The organism is Nocardia sp. NPDC051750 (assembly GCF_044453135.1).
Taxonomy (GTDB): domain Bacteria; phylum Actinomycetota; class Actinomycetes; order Mycobacteriales; family Mycobacteriaceae; genus Nocardia.
Map to the genome: position 1 here is coordinate 71,652 of NZ_JBITCK010000005.1, position 19,751 is coordinate 91,402.

Consider the following 19,751-nt stretch of genomic DNA (forward strand, 5'->3'; position numbering starts at 1 on the left):
TCGCGACGCCCGGAACACCGTGCGTCCGGGACGATCCGGTGAGGTCCCGGCATGATCCGGCCGCCTCGGGCTCACGTCCGCAGCCGCTCGGTTGCGGGGCTGCGTCCCTCACGCGTCGAAGAGCAGATACAGCCCGGTGAACGTATAGCCGACCATGAGCAGCATGAGGGCGAGCTGACCGGTGAGCCGATGGGCGCGCGGGAGCAGGCGCAGGCATCGGTCGTGGGCCGCGGCGACACCCAGGACATGACCGGTGACGACCGCGAGGACCTTGATGGTCCCGAGCAGTGCCGGATGCGCGGACAGCAGGTACGCGACCTCACGGTCGGCCAGGCCGCACACATTCCATCCGGCGCCGAACGGGTCGGCGAACAGGATCACGGTGGCCTGGCCCTTCTCGACCAGGAAGGTCAGGTAGTGCGCGATCACGTACCCGGCGATGATCGGCGTCAGCGTATACGACAGCCGGGTCGGCAAGCGGAGGCGTTCGGCCCGCGGCAGTCCGCCCGTCGCCGCGGCGGCGAACCGGAAGCTCACGCCCACGATCGCGATGAACGCGAGCAGGCCGGTGGTACTCACCGCCGTTCGCGCGAGGGAACCGCCCGCATCCGCCAGCAGTCCGCGCCACCAGGGGAACAGCGAGAAACTGTCGAACGCGGTGGAACCCAGCAGGGTGGCGGCCACCGCCACCGATCCCGGGCCCACCGGTGTCCCGGCGAGATTCGCCAGCGGCGCACGCAGCACGAACGCGCCGTCCGCACCGCGCCCGAGCGGGCTCAACCGGCCCAGCAGGCTGCTGAAGACCTCGAGCGGATCGGCCTGCTCGGCCCACTCCGTACCGAATGCACACAGACCGGCGACGGTGACGATCAGATATCCGCCCAGCCAGACGGTCACCGCGGTCACCGAACCGGGTTCCGGGGAGGCGAGCTCCAGCCAGACGAAGGTGACCAGCCCCGCCACCGCGGGCCAACGTCCCCACGACCCCGGATACCGCAACGGCCCCGCGTCCGGTGCACGCCCGAGAACGCGGCATCCGGCGCGGTGTATCGCCCGCGCCGGGGACAACATCTTCCACACCGGCCCGGCGAGAAGGGAGGCGGCCATCACCCCGACCCAGAGGAAAACGTAGACGACGCCGGGGACCGGGTTGGCGGCCGGATCGGACGGGCCGAACACCCCGATCGCCAGCACGACGGCCACGGCCGCCACCGACCCGGCCCCGATTGCGGCCCGCACGATCGCGGAATCCGCGACCGCCCGCACCGCCGCCGGCACCGGCACACCGGGCGACCGTGGGTCCAAGCGCGGTTCCCGCCAGGCGAACGCGAGCACCGCAAAGGAGAAAGTGAGCGCCCAGGCCGCACCGATCAGCGCGTATGTCAAGGGAATCGGCAGGTCGGCCGCCCCGCCGAGCCCGTGGGCCAGCGGTGTCACTCGCGGACGAGAATTGTCGCCACCGTGATTCCCGCGTGGTGCAGTTCGATATCCACGCGTCCCGGTATATCGACGGTGAACCGGAAGCGCTGGCCGGCGCCCGCAACCACCGGGAAGGTGTGATCGGGGTGCGAATGCACATGCAGTTCGTCCGCGGTATCGCTGTCGACGGTCAGCTCGATCGGCTGACCCACCCGTGCCTCGCGCCGGGCGTCCACGGGGGTGACGGACCCGTCGGCGATTTGTACGGCGAGAGTGACACGCTGCGCCGAATCGGCCACGCTCGCCGGAGCTCCCGGGCCCGTATCCTCCTGGTCGGCGGCCGCGCAGCCGGCCGTGAACAGGCCGGCGACGAGCACCGCGGCGCAGAGACGCGCTGGGGGCATCAACACTCCTCATCCATTTCGGCGCCGGAATTCCGCTCCTCGAGGGGCGGATCCGGATCGTCACCGCGACGGCGGTCACGGACGGCGATGACGATCACGACGGCGGCGATCACGAAAGCCGGCAGGAAGGCGGGGATCGCCAGCAGGATCGAATGATCGGCCAGCACCACCACGCCGTCGTACCGATCGCTCACGGGACCGTCGCCGGAACCCGCTCATCCGCACGATCGGCGTGCGGATAACGGTCGTTGATCCGGGCCGCACCCCAGGACAGCGCGGCGATCAGGATCAGGCTGCACACCAGGACGACCAGGGACGCCGCACCGAACAGCCAGGCCGGATGATCGAAGGACCGCTCCCGCTGCAGCACCGAGATCTCGGGGACGAACGGGCGGGTGAACGAATCGAGCGCCGGGACCTCCTCGGCGCCGATTCCCGGATCGGCGGCCATGAAGATCGGCAATGCGGTGTGGGTGCGCCCGTCTTCGATCCGCAGGACCGTTTTCCATGTCCCGTGCACCGGAACAGGTTTCGTCGACTCGTAATGTCCCGGGCCGATCCGCCGCAGCTGGTCGACCACCAGTCCCCGCCCTGGACTGTCACTACCGACACCACCCTGCCAGGACAGGATCTGGACCCATTCCGGGTCGGTACCGACCAGATCGGCGGGCCTGATCCGGATATCCGCATGCACCATCCGGCCCCTGGCGGGGTCCGCGTCGCGCAGCTGCACCTCGGCCCGCGCGTTCTCGGGCACCTCGATCATCAGACCGCTCGTGGTGGCGGCGGCGACCACGAGCACCGCGAGCACCATCAGCGTCCGGCGCACCGCGGGCCGCGGGAGGGGTTCGCCGCGCAGCACGGTCGCGAACATGGCGCCGACCACGCCGCCCGCGATACCGGTCGGCACCGCCGTTGCCAGTAGTTCGGGCCACATCGACGCCGGCCACGGATCGACGTACATCGCCGCCACCCAGAGCGATTCGAGCCAGAGGCCGATCGTCGCGGCCGCCAGACCGGCCACAGCACCCCACAGGATCCGGCGCCGGGTGAACGGGAGCAGGGCGAGGAGTTCCACGACCACCGCGATACCGAGGTAGAGCGGGAAGACATTGCGCGGCGCATCGATGATCGGGCCCCCGACCAGTACGGCGACCACCGCGCGGACGACGGCGGCGAAGGCGACCACCACCAGCGTGCTGCCCGCCCCCAGCGTCAGGCGCGCGGCCACCAGCGAGATCGTTGCCGCGGCGACCATCAGCATGGGCTGCAGAACCAGCCGGAACTGCTCCACGCCGAAGTCGTATTCCACCTGAAAGACGGATAGCCCGATGAGCAGGCCGCCGAACGCGAAGGTCCGCATCCACCAGATCCGCCGGGGGCGCGCCCGCTCCGGTTCGGGCCGGTTGCGCCGCCCCTCGAATTCGAGCAGCAGCACACCCACCAGCGACAATCCGGCTCCGCCGATCAGCATGAGATGCGTCGGCCCCCACAGCGTGACGTCCTGGCCGAATATCCGGTGCCACACATCGTCGAGCGGGAATCCGATCAGGGCGTACAGTCCGCATCCGGCCAGCAGTATTCCGCCGACGGGCGCGTACCAGGTGCGGGTGATCCGCACCGCGGCCACGCCGGGTTTCTCGTCGAGCGGCAGCACGATCGCCGCCATCCCGGCGGTGAACAGGAAGAACAGGCCCGCGAGGATGAAGTAGTGGGCCGGGTTGGCCAGCGGCCCTTCGTCACGGCCGTTGCCGATGTGCAGGCTCACATCCCAGATGAAACCCAACAGCGCGGTGAGGATGGTGGCCAGGAACAGGGCCAGCGGCAGCGCCACCCAGCCGGGCTGGTCGAACGCGCGGCCCAGGCGATCGGCCACCCGCTGCAACCAGGTGATGCGGCGGGTCCGATGCAGGTACCCCACCCACATGAGCCCGAGGGCGATCACCCCGGCGGACCCGGTCATCAGCGCGACCTGATCCAAGGCGGCGCCACCACCTTCGCCACCCTGAGCGACCGCTGAACCGATCATTTCGTACGCACCGTACGGCACTGGACCTCCACGCCCGCGGGGATATATGTAACGAAAAGTAGCATGAATCCGGTCCGGATACCCGCCTTCCGGTACACGTCGCAAATGCCGCCTGCCGCAAGCGCATTCGGCCGGTGCGCGCCCGCGAACGCGAGCTCGGCCCTACCGTGGACCACACTCACGACCCGCTCGCTCCCGCACCGGCAGCGAGCGGGATATCCGGACCCGATCCGTTCTCCGGTGCGGCAGGCCCGGGCCGGCGCCGCGAAGCGCACGCGCTCCGCGGTCCGGCAGATCCGGGGTGGAGGAGGGAACGCTGATCAGTCCCGGAAGGCGTCCTTCACCTTCTCGCCGGCATCCTTCAGGTTCGACTTGACCTGATCGGCCTTGCCTTCGTTCTTCTTGTCCTCGTCGCCGGTGGCCTCGCCGAGTTTCTCCTTGGCCTGACCTGCGATATCCTCCGCCTTATTGCTGATCTTGTCGGTTCCACTCACGATCGAACTCCTCTCGTCGGGGAACCGGCCTATCCTGTCCGGCCGGCCTGTCGCGCGGGTAACCACCAGCCGATGACATAAACAGGGATCGGTCGCCCGGGCCGGTCAGGCCGGGTGACCGGGCTTCAGGTCGGCGACCTGCCGATAGCGCAGCACGCCGGGATCGGATCGCACGATCTCGCCCTCCCCGGGGGCCAGAACCAGGCCGGTGTGATCGCCGAAATCGTGGCGGGCGAGGACGCGGCCGCAGAACCAGGCCGCCGCATCGTCGAGAATCGGCACACCGTGCGGACCCGTCCGCCAGGAGCACCGCGCGAATTTATCGGTTTCGTCCCCGGTCTCCCCGCCGAACAGCGCGGCAAGCGACGCCTCGGCGGTGCCGAGGAGGTGTACCGCGACGACATCGGTCCGCTGCGCGACACGGTAGGTGTGATTGGCCTTGGACAGGCAGACCAGGAACCGAGCGGGTTCGATCGCGACCTGGGACGCGAAACCGACCAGACAACCGGCGCGCTCCGCGCCCGACGCGAGGGTCACCACGTACACCGGCGCGTCGGCGGCGGCCACCAGGGCATCGAAGGCACCGTGACGGTACCCGGAGTTCTCCGGCATGTGCCGTGTATAGCAGTCCACCGCCGGTCGGCGGGTCCTGACGCGCATGACCGCGCCCGGCGAGGCTCCATGAGCCCGGGCTGCCGAAGTTCCGGGCCCGGCTGCGCGCAGGTCCGGACTCGAGGCCCCGGACAGCGTCGGTGGACTGCGACCAGTGTGTGCGGCGCCCCGCTCCGTGTTTCGGGTGCGCGACGCGACCGGGCGGACCGCGGGCTTGGTTACGATGGCGTCCATGCTCTCCGACCGAATTCCCGCAGTTCCGGCGAGATCGTATGCCGGTTCCGGCCACGCAACGCCGATCTCGCCCAGGCGCGGGTCCGCCGATGCCGGCCGGGTCTGAATCCTCGGGGGTGCTCGTGCCGGCCGTCCTGGGACGGGCCCACGAACACGCCGAAGAGCTGGCCGAACTGGCCGGTCGCACCGGTCTCCGGGTGGCGGTCGCGGAATCGCTGACCGCCGGGCAGATCGCGGCCGCCCTCGGCGCCGCGAGCAATGCGGGCGAGTGGTTCCGCGGCGCGATCGTGGCCTACAGCAGGGAAGTGAAGCACCATGTGCTCGGCGTTCCCGAGGGACCGGTGGTCTGCGCGGAAGCGGCTGTCGCGATGGCCGAGGGGGTATGCACACTGTTCGAGGCGACGCTGGCTCTCGGGGTGACCGGTGCGGGCGGCCCGGATCCGCAGGACGGACATGAGCCGGGTTCGGTGTGGTTCGCGGTCTCCGTCGACGGTGCGGTGCACACCCGGCATCGCGTATTCGCGGGTGAACCCGCCGAAATACTGGACCAGGTGGTCGGATACGGGATGGAACTGTTGCTCGGCGCGGCACGCGAACGCACACACTGATCCCGCGCCGGCCGTCGTCACGAACCCCGCAGCATCCGCCCGGCCGCCTCGACCGCGGGGCCCGAACTCCCCGCGTCGGCGACGAAGACCGCGAACGCGAGATCGTCGCGGATACCCACGAACCAGCCGTGGGCATGCGTGTTGTCGCCGTACTCCGCGGTGCCGGTTTTCCCGAGGAGGCCGGGGATATCGGCCAGCTGGGTGGCGGTACCCGCGGTCACGGTCTCCCGCATCATGGTTTTCAGCTGGTCGGTCACGGTGGCGGGCAGGGGTTGCGGGCTGCGATCGGCCTTTCCTGGCGAGCCGGTCACCAGGACCGGCACCGGTGTCGTACCGTGCGCGATCGAGGCGGTAACCAGGGCCATCCCGAACGGTGAGGCCGTCACCTCCCCCTGCCCGATACTGGTCTCCACCCGCTGTGCCGGGCTCTGCGCCACCGGCACGCTGCCCGTGACGGTCGTCAGGCCGGGCGTCACATAGTCGACGCCGAGGCCGAGACGTTCGGCCGTGCCGGACAATGCGCCCGGTGGCAGGTCGACGGCGAGCCCGGCCATGGTCGTATTGCAGGATCGGGCGAAGGCCGTGTGCAGCGGCACCTGCCCCAGATCGAAATTGTCGTCGTTGGGGATCCGCCGGCCCTGGATATCGGCCACGCCGGGGCACGGCAGCACGGTATCGGGGGTGGCCGTACCGGCGTCGAGAACCGCGGCCGTCGTCACCGTTTTGAACGTGGAACCGGGCGGGTACAGGCCGGTGAGCGCGATCGGGCCTTCGGCGTCGGCGGCGGCGTTCTGCCCGGCGGCCACGATGTCACCGGTGGACGGCCGGATCGCGACGATCGCCGCGGGCTGCCCGATCGGGTCGAGGGCGGTCTCGGCCGCGCGCTGCAGCCCGGGGTCGACGGTGGTCCGGATATCGCCGGTCTGCCCGGGTTCCGCACCGGCGATCCGCGTTGCGCCTTCGGGTGTCCGGACCTGTACCGCCCAGCCCGCGGCCGCGTCGGCCTGCTCCTGCCAGAGTCCGGCAAGTCCGGACATGGTCTGCGCGGAGAGTTCCCGATCGGTGGTCAGGAGTCGCTTCTGCGGAGCCAAGGTGACACCCGGCGTGGCGGTCAGGGTGTCGCGGATCGGCGCGATATCGGATTCCCGCAGGCTGATGGCCGTCACCGGCGCGCCGCGGGCGGCCGCCAGGTCGGCGTCCAGCGAGGCCGTGGTGATCCCGGGGGCCAGCGGCGCGAGCAGGCCCGCCACGGCGGCGGTGTCGGCGCCGGGGGCGAGCTGGACCAGGGTCACCACCTGCTCGGACATCAGTTCCCCGCCCGTGGCGTCGAGAACACGCGCGGGCTCCGGATAGACCGGCGTGTAGGACAGTTCGCCCCGGTCGAGACCCGGCGCAATCGTTGCCGGGTTCCAGTGGATACGCCAGCCCGCATCGCTTTCCGCCGCGGTGCCGGTGGTCGTGTACTTCCACTCTTTCCGGCCCTGGTCGCCCAGCTTCCAGGTCGCCTCGAGGGTGAAGGTGTCGTCCTCGACGCCGGTGACAGCGAATGTCGCATCCTTGCCCAGACCGTCGTACAGCGCGGCGAGGGTCTCCCCCGCACGGGCCGGATCGTCGGTGAGCGCCGCCGCCGCGGCCGTATCGTCGCTGTTCAGCGCGTCGGTGAAACGGCCCGCCACGGTGTCGGGTTCGTCCGGCCCGGTGGAACAACCGGCCAGGGCCAGACCGAGGATCGTCAACAGAACGAGGACTTTCCGATCGATACGCATCACGTCCGACTGTATCGACCGGAACCGGAAGACGTGTCATCCCGCGCGCCGCAAACACCGCCGGGCCGGATATCCGGCTGTGGCGAGCACCGGCCGGCAGCGAATCCCCGGCGTCTACCCTCGTCCTCATGCCTGCCCAGCCTCCCACCGTCACCCGGTTGCGGCCGTTCGCCGCCACGATCTTCGCCGAAATGACCGAACTCGCGGTCCGGCACGAGGCGATCAACCTCGGGCAGGGTTTCCCGGACAGCGACGGTCCCGCGGCCATGCTCGAGGTGGCCCGCCGCGCCATCGCCGACGGCGGCAACCAGTATCCGCCCGGTCGCGGGATGCCGGTGCTACGGGACGCGATCGCCGCGGACCGCGCCCGCCGCTACGGCACACCGTACGACCCCGCGACCGAGGTACTGGTCACCGTCGGCGCCACCGAGGCGGTCAGTGCCGCGGTAATCGGCCTGGTCGAACCGGATGCCGAGGTCGTGCTGATCGAGCCCTTCTACGATTCCTATCCGGCGGCCGTGGCACTGGCCGGCGCGCGTCGGCGCACCGCCCGGCTCACCATCCAGGGCGACCGTTTCGTCCTCGACCACGACAGCCTGCGGGCCGCGATCACCCCCGCCACCCGGATGCTGATCCTGAATTCACCGCACAACCCCACCGGTGCCGTCCTGGATCGTGCCGATCTGACCGCGATCGCCGAAATCGCCTGTGCACACGATCTGATCGTGCTGGCCGACGAGGTGTACGAACATCTGGTCTACGACGACGCGGAGCACCTCAGTATCGCCACCCTGCCCGGAATGGCCGAGCGGACGCTGGTCGTCTCGAGCGCGGCAAAAACCTTCAGCGTCACCGGCTGGAAGATCGGCTGGATATGCGGCCCTGCCGCGTTGATCGACGGTGTGCTGGCCGCTAAACAGTTCCTCACCTTTGTCGGCGGCGGCCCGTTCCAGCCCGCGATCGCCCATGCCCTCACCCACGAGCTGGACTGGGTGGCCCGGCTACGCGACCGGCTGGCCGGTGAACGGCTTCGGCTGTCCGCCGCGCTCGCCGATACCGGGTTCCGGGTACACCACAGTGCCGGAAGCTATTTCGTCTGCGCAGATATCCGGCCGCTCGGCGCGGACGACGGTATCCGGTTCTGCCGCGAGCTCCCGCAGCGGCTGGGCGTGGCCGCGGTACCGGTGAGTGTGTTCACCGACGACCCCGAGCCGTGGCGCCACCTCGTACGGTTCACCTTCTGCAAACGACCCGAAACACTCGACGAAGCGGTGTACCGGCTCCAGCTGGCACGGACCCGCTGACCCGGCGGCTCGTCCCGGTGCTCATTCCCTGACGAGATGCACGGGGACATCGTCGTCCCACGGCTGCCGGACGACCATATCGGCGACCCGCACATAGCCGCGTTCGAATTCGCCGGTGGCGGCGTCCACCAGACGGTAGGACTGCCGCTGCCGATGGATGGGCTGCGCGTCCAGCAGTACCACCCGCACCTCACCGGGTTCGAACCCGCAGCGCTCCTGCAGCGCGCTGATCAGCTGCTCGTTGTGCAGATGTCCGTCGCCGAAATTCCAGCCCAGGGCCGTGGAACAGATCCGTTCACCGTCGGTCAGCAGATAGTCGTCCTCGTTGTGCCCGGCCATCGCGCGATGCGCCAGGGTGAACAGTGCCTTGCCGTGCGTGTTGAACGCGCGGAAGGCATATCCGAGATAGAGCGGGATCTGCGCCGCTTCCCGGCTGCCGTAGTAGCGCTCGAGTTGCGCGGCGGGCATGGTGGCCACCGCGACGATGCCCGCGCGGATCTTCGCGTCGGCCGATGGCTTGATGCACCACAGCGTGGTATCCCAATTGCCCGCGTAGTACCGCATGCCGGGCAGGAACGAGACCTTGCGCGGGAAGACATTCCCGACCGCGACAACTCCCGCGAGAACGACCAGCAGAAGCACCACGGGCACCGGGTTGCCCAGGTCGGCGAGACCCACGTCCGCGTGCGCGACGAACAACGTCAGCACCCCGAAGATCATGAAGACGTTCCATTCCAGCGGCACCCCCATCGGTATCGAGGTGAGGATCACCAGGTGGAAGCAGATGATCGCGGTGGCGGCCACCGCGGTCGGGATACCGCCGTGGCTGAAGATCAACACCACCCCCGCGCACATCTCGACGGCCGTACCGCCGTGGGCGAACAGCCGGGACAACCGTCCGGGCCGCAGATCGTCGGGGAACCGCTCGAAGAACAGGCGTTTGAGGGCTCGCGGCCGCACCACGGGACTGTTGGACATCATCGTCGACACCACGAACGGAAAGTGCTTGTTCAGCTTCGAGACCGCGGCGCCGACCCAGATGACCACGAACACCACCTTGGCGGCGACGAGCGTATCCGCGCCGCCGAAGAGGAAGGTGACCGCCAGCGCGCCGTACACCTCGCCCCGGGCCGCCAGGAAAATAACCTTGTCGCGCAGCCCGAGCACCGCCAGCACCCCGAGAACCGCCGCGATCTCCCAGGCCGGCAGCAGTCCGACCGACGTGCCGAGTTCGGGCACCGGCCCGGTGCCGTCCGAGAACAGCGCCACCAGCAGCAGGATCAGCAGCACCGCGTACAGCGCCGCGTCGAACGGTGTCCGGGTCGAGCCGCGGGTGAACGGCACCCGCCCCGGCCATGGTGGCAGCCTGATCGTGCCCGGGCGCAACCAGTACAGAATCGAGCCCATCGGCGGGAAGAACCGGTTGTTCAGCGGCCCGAAACCGCAGCCCAGCCCGATGACCTCGAACAGCATCGTGAAGAGCACGACCTTCTGGAAGACGATCGGTTCCGACCACCACGCGCCGACCTCGGTGAATCCGTCGATTCCTGCGGTGGTCAGCGCGAACAACAGGCCGCCCAGGATGTAGAGAACGATCTTCGCCACATAGAACAGGTGCAGCGGCGCCGGTGTGCCGAACCCGACCTCCGCCCAGTGCCGGGCCATCGGCCGGATTTTCTCCGCCCGTGTGCCCCGACTCCATTCTCCGTAATCCACCACCGGAAGCTCCGGCCGGAGGATGCCGAACAAGCGATCCGTTGTACCCACTGCGTGCTCGATCCTGTCTTCGTTCAATCACTTGATTGAACGAAGCTACTACGACCGGGCGCGCCTCGGTTCCGTTTCGTCCGAGGGAGGCGAATCCGGCCGGCCACGGGCAACCGACCCCTACTCGATCAGCTGCTCGCTCCGCAGCCAGTCATAGGCGACATCGGCGGGATCCTCGCCGTCGATATCGACCCGGCCGTTGAGTTCCTGCATCAGATCGTCGGTGAGCCGTTCGGAAATCGTCCCGATCAGGTCCCGCAGCTGCGGGTACTGCTCGATGATCGCGCCGCGCACGACCGCCGTGCCGCTGTAGGGCAGGAAGAATTTCAGATCGTCGTCGAGCACCACCAGGTTCAGGTTCTTCACCCGGCCGTCGGTCGTGTAGATCATGCCGAAGTTGCACGGGGCACTATCGGCTGTCGCCGTGTACACGACACCGGCGTCCATCCGGGTGACATTGCCGGCGGGCACGCCGTTCGGATCGTTGTAGGGAATCCCGTACTTCTGCAGCATCGGCAGGAAACCGTCGGAGCGGCTGAAGAATTCGTCGTCGACACAGAACGTCCGGTCGGCGACCGGCAGCGCGGCGACCTCGGACAGCGAAGTGACGCCCAGACGTTCGGCGGTCGGGGTGGATGCCCCGAAGGCGTAGGTGTCGTTGAAGTTGGCCGGTGGCAGCCACTCCAGGTCGTAGTCGCGTTTCTCGATATCGTGGACCTGCTGCCACAGCTGCTGGGGATCGGCGATCGTCTCGGTCCGGTTGTGGTAGTTCACCCACCCGGTGCCGGTGTACTCCCAGAGGATGTCGGCGTCGCCGTTGAGCTGGGCCTGCCGGGAGGACGCCGATCCCGGGGCACCGGTCAGATCGGTGACCTCCGCGCCCGCCGCGGCCAGATAGGTGGCGGTGATCTTGCCCAGCAGCACACCTTCGGTGAAGCTCTTGGAGGTCACGGTGAGCCGCGCACCGTCCAGCGGCCGTTCACCACCGGGCAGGCTCGCATCGTGGAATGTTCCGGACGAACTCACCAGACCACATCCGGTGAGCATCGAGAGCGTCACGGCGACTACGGAAACCGCCGTGGCCAGCCGGGTTCGTGGCGAGCTCATGAGACACCTCGTGGGGTCGCGGCGAGTTCGACGAGTCTGCCCAGCCAGTCGATGACGAGGGCCAGCAGCCCGACGAGGATCGCACCGGAGACGAGCAGTTTCGGCAGGAAAAGGGTGACCCCGGTCGTGATCAGCGTGCCGAGGCTGGTCGCACCGATGAACGTGCTCAGCGTCGCGGTGCCGACCAGGATGACCAGTGCGGTGCGCACCCCGTTCAGGATCACCGGGACCGCCAGCGGTAACTCGACCTGGAACAGTGTCCGGGCCGCCGAGAAACCGATCCCGCGCGATGCCTCGATCGTGCGCTGGTCCACCTGCCGCAGCCCGACGATCGTGTTCTGCAGGATCGGCAGCACCGCGTAGACGACGAGACCGACGATCGCCGTGCGGAAGCCGGTCCCCAGCCAGAAGGTGAACAGAACCAGCAGCCCGACCGCGGGCGCGGCCTGGCCGATATTGGCGATATTGACCGCGAGGGGCTCGAAGCGCCGCAACGCGGGCCGGGTCAGCGCGATACCCAGCGGTATGGCGACCAGGACCACGATCACGGTCGCCACGACGGTCAGTTTGATGTGCTCGAGGATCGTGGTCTGTAGATTTGCCCAGCTCAGCGAGGCCTGCTCGGTCGCGGTGAAGGTCGTCGACCGGTACCACAGGAGGTAGCCGATCCCGATGACGAGAATGATGAGCGGTTCGAACCAGACATCGAGCGGTACGCGGCGCAGCCTGTTCACGACGCCCCGGCCGATCCGGGTTCTCCGGCGCCGGCGGCACCCGGAAGCTCCCCGTCACCGGAACCGACCGGGAGATCACCGGCGGCCGCACCCGGGCCTTCGTCGTCGGCCGCGACCACGGGGGTGGGCGCCGGATCGGTTCCGTCGACATAGGTCTCGTACGACACGGCCGATTCCTCGTCGCGCACATCGGCGAGCTTGTCCCGGATCACCTCCGTCACCGAGCCGATACTGAGCGAGCCCACCACCGCGCCGCGTCCGTCGGTGACCAGTGCCGCGCCCTGGCTGGTCGCCAGCATGGCGTCGAGCGCGTCGTTGAGGGTCGAGGAGCGGGCGACCACGGGCAACCGCCGGTCCAGGAAGTCGGAGACCTCGGGTTTCGTCGCCAGCTCCGCGAGCGTGGGCCACGACCGTGGCCGCCCGGCGCCGTCGACCACCACCACCCAGGTGTGCCCGGCGGCCTGCGCGCGCTCGATCACCGCCGGCGCCGGCTCACCGACCCGGGCCGTGACCACCTCGTCGCATTCGATATCGCGCACCCGGGAGACGGTCAGATACGCCAGCTTCGCCCCGGATCCCACGAATTCCTCGACGAACGGCGTGGCCGGATCGGTCAGGATCTCCTCCGGGCGTGCGTACTGCTCGATACGGCCGCCCTCGGACAGGATGAGCACCCGGTCACCGAGTTTGGTCGCCTCTTCGAAGTCGTGGGTGACGATCACGATCGTCTTGCCCAGTTCGTGCTGGATCGAGAGCAGGCTGTCCTGCAGGCGCGCCCGGGTGATCGGATCGACCGCGCCGAACGGCTCGTCCATCAGCAGTACCGGCGGGTCGGCGGCGAGCGCCCGCGCCACACCGACCCGCTGCTGCTGCCCGCCGGACATATCCTTCGGCAGCCGGTCGGCGAATTCCGCCGGGTCGAGGCCGACGAGATCGAGCAGGTACTCGGTACGTTCGGCGATCCGCTTACGGTCCCACCCCAGGACCCGCGGTATCGCACCGATATTCCGGGCGACCGTCCAGTGCGGGAACAGGCCGCCCGATTGGATGACGTACCCGATCGACTGCCGCAGTTTGTCGGGGTCCTCCCGGGTGACATCTCGACCGTCGATGAGGATCCGGCCCTCGGTCGGTTCGATCAGCCGGTTGATCATCTTCAAAGTGGTCGTCTTCCCACACCCGGACGGACCGACGAACGCGACGATCTCGCCGGCCCCGATCTCGAGGTCGAGACGCGCGACCGCCGGAGTCTCCTGCCCCTTGTACCGTTTGACGACTCCGTCCAACGTGATGGACGCACCGGTGACGGCCCGCTCCGCTGTCGCCGTACCGGACCGCCCGGTCGCACCCTCGCTCACAGTGTCTCCTTCGAAGCGGATTGATGCGGTCCGCGGAGGCCGCAGCGTGGGCGGAGGTATCGCATCATGACAGTCCCTTTGCGATCGTGAGCCGTCCGAGCAGGACGAGCAGAGCGTCGAACACCAACGCGATGATGACGATGAGAATGGTTCCGGTGAGCGCCATCTCCAGGGCGTTCGCGCCGCCCAGCCGGGACAGGCCGTTGAAGATCAGCGAACCCAGGCCCGGCCCGAGAACGTAGGCGACGATGGCGGCCACACCGACGATCATCTGGGTGGACACCCGGATACCGGTGAGGATCACCGGCCAGGCAATGGGCAGTTCCACGGTGAGCAGGATGCGCCGGCGCGACAAGCCGATCCCCTCGGCGGATTCGATGACCGAGGCCGGAACCGACCGCAACCCGACAATCGCGTTACCGATCACCGGCAGGGCCGCGAAGAACGCCAGCATCAGAAACGACGGGACCACACCGAGCCCGAACGGGACCAGCAGCAGGGCCAGCAGCGCCAGCGACGGAATCGTCAGCGCGACCCGGCTCGAGGTCAGCGACAGCGCGGACAGCAGCGGCAGCCGGTACACCGCGACCGCGATGAGCACGGCGACCACGGTTCCGGCCAGCACCGTCTGAAACGCCAGGGACGCATGCTGGTAGGTGAGGAACGCCAGAGTCTCTCCTCGCCCCTGGACGTAACTCCATAGATTCACAGGATTCCCCTCGTCGACCGTCGACCGGCCGGTACCGGTCTGCGTGAGGTCACGGACGCGCGAGTCGCCAAGGCTAGCCGAAACTCGGCCGCATCGCCGGGCACGGCGCGCGGAGGGCGAACCGCCGGCCCCGGTGAATCCGCGGGCACCAGCAGTGGCGCAACGCCCGGCGCGCCGACGGGCGTTGCGATCACAGTGATTCCATCCCCGCAACGGCGACTCGCACCGATACGGCGCCGGGCAGCGCCCAGCCCGACCGTGCCGCGGCGCGGTCGGCCGTTCCCGTACCCGCGCCGGGTCGGGATCCGGACGTCGCGCCAGCGCAGCTCGAAACTTCCTGCAGCCCAGCGATTTCGGTATCGGAGGGGATATCCGGACGACAACCGAGATCGGTCGGGCGGCGGCCGAACGTGTCACGCCCCAAGTCACACGCCGGCGAATACCGGGTTTCCGCATCCCCTACCCGGTAGTGCCCGGCGACGGGGCACCGACCGGCAGACTGCCGCCACGGCATCGTCGCCCCCGACTACGCCGGATCGCCGGAATCGCCCGCCGGAACAGTCGACCGCCGGCATGCTCCGGAGCCTCGCAGGATCAGGGCAGCGGCCGGCAGGAGCTGCCGGTGTTGATCCCGCGGCCCTGCACATCGACCTCCACGGACTTCGACGAGGTGTTGTGCCACGCATGCCTATCGCCCGCAGGGCGTGAACCGTCGGCGATCCGTGTCCGGCGGCACCGCCGCGACGACACAACGCATCGTTCATGCTCCGGGCGCGACGTCCGCACCGCTGCGCGAATAGATCTCCCGGAGCTGGGTTTTCAGCACTTTTCCGCTGGGATTGCGCGGCAGCTCGGCGACCACCGCGATCTCCTTGGGACATTTGTATCCGGCCAGTTGGGCCCGGGCGAAGGCCTCGACTCCCTCGGCCGTGGGCGGCACCGCCGGATCCGCGGGGACGATCACCGCGAAGGGCGCCTCTCCCCATTGCGGGTGCGGGACACCGATGAGCGCGATATCGGCGATACCCGGATGCCCGGCCAGGACGTTCTCCACCTCGGCGCAATAGATGTTCTCGCCACCCGAGATGATCATGTCCTTCTTGCGATCGACGACATAGAAATAACCGTCCTCGTCCTGGCGTACCAGGTCACCGGAGTGGAACCAGCCGCCCTCGAAGGCCTGCGCCGTCTCCGCCGGCTTGTTCCAGTACTCCTTCATGACGGTCGGCCCCCGATAGACGATCTCCCCGACCGCACCGGCCGGTACATCATTCATCTCCTCGTCGACGACCCGGACCTCGACATTCAGGATGGGCATCCCGACCGAACCGATCTTGCGGATCGCGTCCTCACCGCGCAGGGTGCAGGTGACCGGGCTACATTCGGTCTGGCCGAACGCCGTCGACACCGCCGCCTGCGGGAAGGTCTCGATCATGGTGCGCAGCAGGGTCGTCGACGCCGGCGCCGCACCCCAGGAGATCTGCCGCAGCGCGGACAGGTCGTACCGCGCGATATCCGGTAGTGCGCAGATCGCCTGCCACTGCGCCGGCACGAAGAAACAACTCGACACGCGCTCACGCGCCAGCAGTTCGACCGACGCCGCGGGATCGAACCCGCCGGATGCCGTGATCACGAAGGTGCCGCCGGGGAGCAGGCACATCAGGTAACTCGACAATCCGGCGATGTGGAAAAGCGGTGCGCCGTTGAGCGCGACCTTGTCGTCGCCGGATGCTCCGTTGTGCAGGATCACACTGAAGGCGTGGAGCAGCAGGTTGGTATGGGTCAGCACCGCGCCCTTGGGGCGTCCGGTCGTGCCCGAGGTGTACATGATGTACGCCGCCGAATCCTCGTCGACGGTGATATCGGGAGACACCGGATCGGCTTCGGTCAGCGCCGCGTCGTAGTCGTCGCCGTGTTCCCCCGGCGCACCGTGCTCGCTGCCGCCGATCACCAGGCAGGTCCGCAACCCCGGCGCCTGCCGGCGCGCCTCGGCGAGCACACCGGCGAACCGCGCGTCCACGACTGCCGCGACCGCTCCGGAATCCTCCAGGAGGTAGGCGATCTCGGCGGCGGTGAGGCGGAAGTTGACCGGCACACAGATCGCGCCGAGGCGCATCGGCGCCAGGAACGCCTCCACCACCTCCATCGAGTTCAGGCCCAGAACAGCCACCCGGTCCCCGGCGGCGACGCCGCGGGCACGCAAGGCACCGGCCAGCCGGGACACTCGGTCGTCCAGTGTGCGGTAGTTACGCGACGTTCCGCCGAACCGCAGGGCGGGCGTCTCCGGGATCTTGCGGGCGTGGCGGGCGAGTTGATCGCCGGCGGTCATCCCCCGGGAAATCATGTAGGCAGTACCGGTCATGGCGTACTCCAGATTCGGCGTCGATCGAATACGCAGCCTACGCGCATAGTTCGCCCCTCGTGGCGCATTCGGTGCTTCCCGCCGGGACCAGCCCCGGAGTCGGAGCGAGTCTTCCACCGACCTGTCGAACCGGAGTACTCGACGGCCACCGGAGCCCCGGCAACAGCCGCGAAGTTAGCCTGGAGTCTGGTCGGGGTGCAACCCCAGCCTGCGCAATGCGGTTGCGAGCACGCAGAACTCGACCACGCAGCCCATACGGCCGTCCGATTCCTGTACCCGCATCGGATTGATCACTACCTCGTCGGCCGCGAACGGCATCCAATCGATACCACGCTCCCGCAACCACGCAGCGAAGGCGAGCCGCGGCGGCATACCACCGGAAACGTTGCGGCAACGCACGACCGGTACCCACTCCCCCGCCACCATATCCGCATCATGCCACGATCATCGTTCCGGGCACATCCGGAAAGGCTCCGCTACCGCTTGTTCAGCTGGCCCGCATCGACAGGGACAACGGTGCCGGTGACGTAGCGGGCGTCATCGGAAACCAGCCAGGCGATGGCATTGGAGACGTCCAGTGGTTCCACCAGATCCACCGGCATGGCATTGGACAGTGCGCGAGCCAGTTCCGGGGCACGTTCCATGATGGCTTGCAGGTTTCCGTCCCCGGCCATCGGCGTGCGGACGGCTGTCGGCGCGACGCTGTTGACCCGGATGTTGTGCGGTGCAAGGAAGTTCGCCCACGACCGCATCAGGCCGACCACACCGTGTTTGGCGACAGTATAGCCGAGGAATCCGGCGGTCGGAATACCGACACCGATCATGCCGCCCGTAGAACTGGTCAGCACGATCGAACCGCCCTGCCCCCGCTCGAGCATCGACGGAATCGCGACCCGGCCGGTGTTCCAGACACCTTTGAGGTTGACGCCGACGACCTCGTCCCATTCCTGGTCCTCGGTCACCGCGGCACCACCGGCCCCGATCCCGGCGTTGGCGAGCACGATATCGACCGGGCCGAGTTCCGCCGTGCCCTCCTCGAACGCCTTACGCAGCTCGGCGATCTCGCGCACATCGGCCTGGCGGGCCACGATCCGCCGCCCCAGCTTCTCCACCTCGGCGACGGTTTCGTCGAGCTCGCCGGCGGTACCCATCGGGTATCGCACCGAGTCGAGCTGGGCGCAGATATCCACCGCGATCACATCGGCGCCCTCCTGTGCCAGCCGGATCGCGTGGCTGCGGCCCTGGCCGCGCGCGGCGCCGGTGATGAAGGCGACCTTGCCGTCGAGCTTTCTTATTGTCTCTCCTCGGGATGTAGTGAAACCGGTGGCAGCAGGGGTGTCCGGCGTCAGCCGACGGTGATCGGCACGGTTTCCCAGCCCCGCATCGTCGAGGTGGACGACAGTTCCAGCGCCGTCCAGTCGACGTCCCAGACCGGGAAGCGGCGCAGGAATTCCTCGAGCGCGACCCGCGCTTCGAGCCGTGCCAGGGCGGCGCCCAGGCAGTAGTGGGTGCCGAAGCCGAAGGTCCGCAGGTTGCTCATCTTGCGGTGGATATCGAACCGGTCGGGTTCCGTCCAGCGGCCGGGGTCCCGGTTGGCGGAGGCGACCAGCAACATCATGGCGCTGCCGGCCGGGACGGTATCGCCGTACAGTTCGACGCCGGTGGTGACGTAGCGGGCCAGGGCGTGGCCGGTGGGTTCGAAACGCAGGGTTTCCTCGATCGCGTGGGGGATCAGCCGCGGATCGGCCACCAGTTCGGCGCGTTGCTCGGGATGGCGGGCCAGCAGCGTGCCCAGCCAGCCGAGCAGCCGGGCGGTGGTCTCGTTCCCGGCGCCGGCCACCACCGACACATAGGTCAGGATCTCCTGCCGGGTCAGGGTGCGCGTCACCCCCTCGGTGTCCTCGAATTGCGCGTGCAGCAACTCCGTCATCAGATCGTCGGACGGGTGGTCGGCCCGCCAGTCGATGTATTCGGCGAAATGGTCCGCATGCGGGATCGCCTTGTCCGAGACCTGCATCTGCTGCCCTGGCTCGGTGCGCAGGTTGGCGTCGGCGCGGTCGCGGACCCCCTGCTGGTCGGACTCCGGGATACCGAGCAGCATGCCGATCACCCGCATCGGCACCTCATTGGCGAACGCGGTCATCAGGTCGAACCGGCCGGCTCCGGCCAGGCGGTCCAGCGACCGGACGCACAGCTCCCGGATCTGCGGCTCCAGCGAGAGGACACGCCGCGGGGTGAACACTCGGGCGAGCAGTGCGCGGTGGATATCGTGCGCGGGCGGGTCCTCCATCAGCAACGTACCCGGGGGGATCTCGACTCCCGCCTTGATGATCTCCAGGATCGGACCGCGGGACGATGAAAAAGTCTGCCAATCCAGCAGGGCCCGGTCGATATCGTCGTACCTGCTGAGGACGTAGAAGTCGTGTTCCTCGTTGTAATACAGCGGCGATTCGCGACGCAGCCGGGCGTAGACGGGATAGGGGTCGCGGGCGATATCGCGGTCGAAGGGATCCCAGTAGACCTGGTCGGCACGGCGCACGGGCGAACTCCTTCGGTCGCTGCCGGGTTCGATCGCGCGCACGGGGCCGCCCGGTTCGGCACCAGGACCACTCGACCGCTCAAGAACCACAATTCCATGAATCGATAACCACATTATCGGATGCGGAAATTTCATGATGGAAAACCGTGACCGTGACTCTCTGACCGCCGTCTCTGTGGAGCAGCCGCCGGTGGCTGTACAGCGAACTTGCGGCGGTATCAGCCGCCCGGACGCGGGACATCGCCGCGCCAGGCGCCGGGTCTCGTGCCCGGCGACAATCCGACGGCTGTCCGGAGAAAATGCAC

18 protein-coding genes are annotated in these 19,751 nt (G+C 68.5%); 2 read left to right on the forward strand and 16 right to left on the reverse strand.

What is annotated here, in order from left to right:
• Positions 1–108 precede the first annotated feature (108 nt).
• The 6 genes from ACIA75_RS22105 to ACIA75_RS22130 all read right to left on the reverse strand — a co-directional run bounded on the left by ACIA75_RS22105 (position 109) and on the right by ACIA75_RS22130 (position 4,958).
• Positions 109–1,437 carry a hypothetical protein gene (locus ACIA75_RS22105; RefSeq protein WP_397106876.1) on the reverse strand — a complete coding sequence of 443 codons (1,329 nt, stop codon included), beginning with the start codon at positions 1,435–1,437 and terminating at the stop codon, positions 109–111.
• A complete protein-coding gene (locus ACIA75_RS22110) occupies positions 1,434–1,823 on the reverse strand; it encodes a hypothetical protein (protein WP_397106878.1) in 390 nt (129 codons plus the stop codon). The genes ACIA75_RS22105 and ACIA75_RS22110 overlap by 4 nt, the downstream gene beginning before the upstream one ends.
• The gene (locus ACIA75_RS22115) at positions 1,823–2,017 is read right to left on the reverse strand and encodes a hypothetical protein (RefSeq protein WP_397106880.1); all 195 of its coding nucleotides are present in this window, start codon (positions 2,015–2,017) and stop codon (positions 1,823–1,825) included. The genes ACIA75_RS22110 and ACIA75_RS22115 overlap by 1 nt, the downstream gene beginning before the upstream one ends.
• The gene (locus ACIA75_RS22120) at positions 2,014–3,852 is read right to left on the reverse strand and encodes a hypothetical protein (protein WP_397106882.1); all 1,839 of its coding nucleotides are present in this window, start codon (positions 3,850–3,852) and stop codon (positions 2,014–2,016) included. The genes ACIA75_RS22115 and ACIA75_RS22120 overlap by 4 nt, the downstream gene beginning before the upstream one ends.
• Before the next feature lie 320 nt (positions 3,853–4,172).
• A complete protein-coding gene (locus ACIA75_RS22125; protein WP_397106884.1) occupies positions 4,173–4,346 on the reverse strand; it encodes a CsbD family protein in 174 nt (57 codons plus the stop codon).
• Positions 4,347–4,451: 105 nt separating this feature from the next.
• Positions 4,452–4,958, reverse strand: coding sequence for a flavin reductase family protein (locus tag ACIA75_RS22130; RefSeq protein WP_397106886.1), 507 nt, complete (start codon positions 4,956–4,958; stop codon positions 4,452–4,454).
• Between the two features lie 323 nt (positions 4,959–5,281).
• Here ACIA75_RS22130 and ACIA75_RS22135 point away from each other — a divergent pair, with 323 nt between their 5' ends.
• Positions 5,282–5,800: a CinA family protein gene (locus ACIA75_RS22135; RefSeq protein WP_397106888.1), complete on the forward strand. Its 519-nt coding sequence runs from the start codon at positions 5,282–5,284 to the stop codon at positions 5,798–5,800.
• Between the two features lie 17 nt (positions 5,801–5,817).
• Here the strand turns inward: ACIA75_RS22135 and ACIA75_RS22140 are convergent, their stop codons facing one another.
• Positions 5,818–7,566, reverse strand: coding sequence for a penicillin-binding transpeptidase domain-containing protein (locus ACIA75_RS22140; RefSeq protein ID WP_397106890.1), 1,749 nt, complete (start codon positions 7,564–7,566; stop codon positions 5,818–5,820).
• Between the two features lie 128 nt (positions 7,567–7,694).
• Between ACIA75_RS22140 and ACIA75_RS22145 the strand changes: the two genes are divergently transcribed.
• Positions 7,695–8,870 carry a pyridoxal phosphate-dependent aminotransferase gene (locus ACIA75_RS22145; RefSeq protein ID WP_397106892.1) on the forward strand — a complete coding sequence of 392 codons (1,176 nt, stop codon included), beginning with the start codon at positions 7,695–7,697 and terminating at the stop codon, positions 8,868–8,870.
• Between the two features lie 21 nt (positions 8,871–8,891).
• Here the strand turns inward: ACIA75_RS22145 and ACIA75_RS22150 are convergent, their stop codons facing one another.
• The 9 genes from ACIA75_RS22150 to ACIA75_RS22190 all read right to left on the reverse strand — a co-directional run bounded on the left by ACIA75_RS22150 (position 8,892) and on the right by ACIA75_RS22190 (position 19,446).
• Entirely contained in the window at positions 8,892–10,619 is a 1,728-nt protein-coding gene (locus tag ACIA75_RS22150) for a DUF3556 domain-containing protein (protein WP_397107982.1), read from the reverse strand.
• 138 nt (positions 10,620–10,757) lie between these two features.
• On the reverse strand, positions 10,758–11,744 hold the full coding sequence (locus ACIA75_RS22155; protein ID WP_397106894.1) for a glycine betaine ABC transporter substrate-binding protein: 987 nt from the start codon (positions 11,742–11,744) through the stop codon (positions 10,758–10,760).
• Positions 11,741–12,478 carry an ABC transporter permease gene (locus tag ACIA75_RS22160; protein ID WP_397106896.1) on the reverse strand — a complete coding sequence of 246 codons (738 nt, stop codon included), beginning with the start codon at positions 12,476–12,478 and terminating at the stop codon, positions 11,741–11,743. Before ACIA75_RS22160 ends, ACIA75_RS22155 begins: the two co-directional genes overlap by 4 nt.
• Positions 12,475–13,836, reverse strand: a complete 1,362-nt coding sequence (locus ACIA75_RS22165; protein WP_397106898.1) for an ATP-binding cassette domain-containing protein — start codon at positions 13,834–13,836, stop codon at positions 12,475–12,477. The genes ACIA75_RS22160 and ACIA75_RS22165 overlap by 4 nt, the downstream gene beginning before the upstream one ends.
• A 64-nt stretch (positions 13,837–13,900) precedes the next feature.
• Positions 13,901–14,545, reverse strand: a complete 645-nt coding sequence (locus ACIA75_RS22170) for an ABC transporter permease (RefSeq protein WP_397106901.1) — start codon at positions 14,543–14,545, stop codon at positions 13,901–13,903.
• 760 nt (positions 14,546–15,305) lie between these two features.
• Positions 15,306–16,907 (reverse strand): long-chain-fatty-acid--CoA ligase, encoded by a 1,602-nt coding sequence (locus ACIA75_RS22175; RefSeq protein WP_397106903.1) that lies wholly within the window; start codon positions 16,905–16,907, stop codon positions 15,306–15,308.
• Between the two features lie 174 nt (positions 16,908–17,081).
• A complete protein-coding gene (locus ACIA75_RS22180) occupies positions 17,082–17,333 on the reverse strand; it encodes a hypothetical protein (RefSeq protein ID WP_397106905.1) in 252 nt (83 codons plus the stop codon).
• Positions 17,334–17,383: 50 nt separating this feature from the next.
• Positions 17,384–18,202 carry a mycofactocin-coupled SDR family oxidoreductase gene (locus tag ACIA75_RS22185; protein WP_397107984.1) on the reverse strand — a complete coding sequence of 273 codons (819 nt, stop codon included), beginning with the start codon at positions 18,200–18,202 and terminating at the stop codon, positions 17,384–17,386.
• Positions 18,203–18,252: 50 nt separating this feature from the next.
• Positions 18,253–19,446, reverse strand: a complete 1,194-nt coding sequence (locus ACIA75_RS22190) for a cytochrome P450 (protein ID WP_397106907.1) — start codon at positions 19,444–19,446, stop codon at positions 18,253–18,255.
• Between the last annotated feature and the right edge of the window lie 305 nt (positions 19,447–19,751).

Coding starts and splice junctions, on each gene's coding strand:
- ACIA75_RS22110 (WP_397106878.1), bottom strand. CDS start 1,823: ATGCCCCCAGCGCGTCTCTGCGCCGCGGTGCTCGTCGCCGGCCTGTTC.
- ACIA75_RS22120 (WP_397106882.1), bottom strand. CDS start 3,852: ATGATCGGTTCAGCGGTCGCTCAGGGTGGCGAAGGTGGTGGCGCCGCC.
- ACIA75_RS22130 (WP_397106886.1), bottom strand. CDS start 4,958: ATGCCGGAGAACTCCGGGTACCGTCACGGTGCCTTCGATGCCCTGGTG.
- ACIA75_RS22135 (WP_397106888.1), top strand. CDS start 5,282: ATGCCGGCCGGGTCTGAATCCTCGGGGGTGCTCGTGCCGGCCGTCCTG.
- ACIA75_RS22140 (WP_397106890.1), bottom strand. CDS start 7,566: ATGCGTATCGATCGGAAAGTCCTCGTTCTGTTGACGATCCTCGGTCTG.
- ACIA75_RS22145 (WP_397106892.1), top strand. CDS start 7,695: ATGCCTGCCCAGCCTCCCACCGTCACCCGGTTGCGGCCGTTCGCCGCC.
- ACIA75_RS22155 (WP_397106894.1), bottom strand. CDS start 11,744: ATGAGCTCGCCACGAACCCGGCTGGCCACGGCGGTTTCCGTAGTCGCC.
- ACIA75_RS22175 (WP_397106903.1), bottom strand. CDS start 16,907: ATGACCGGTACTGCCTACATGATTTCCCGGGGGATGACCGCCGGCGAT.
- ACIA75_RS22180 (WP_397106905.1), bottom strand. CDS start 17,333: ATGGTGGCGGGGGAGTGGGTACCGGTCGTGCGTTGCCGCAACGTTTCC.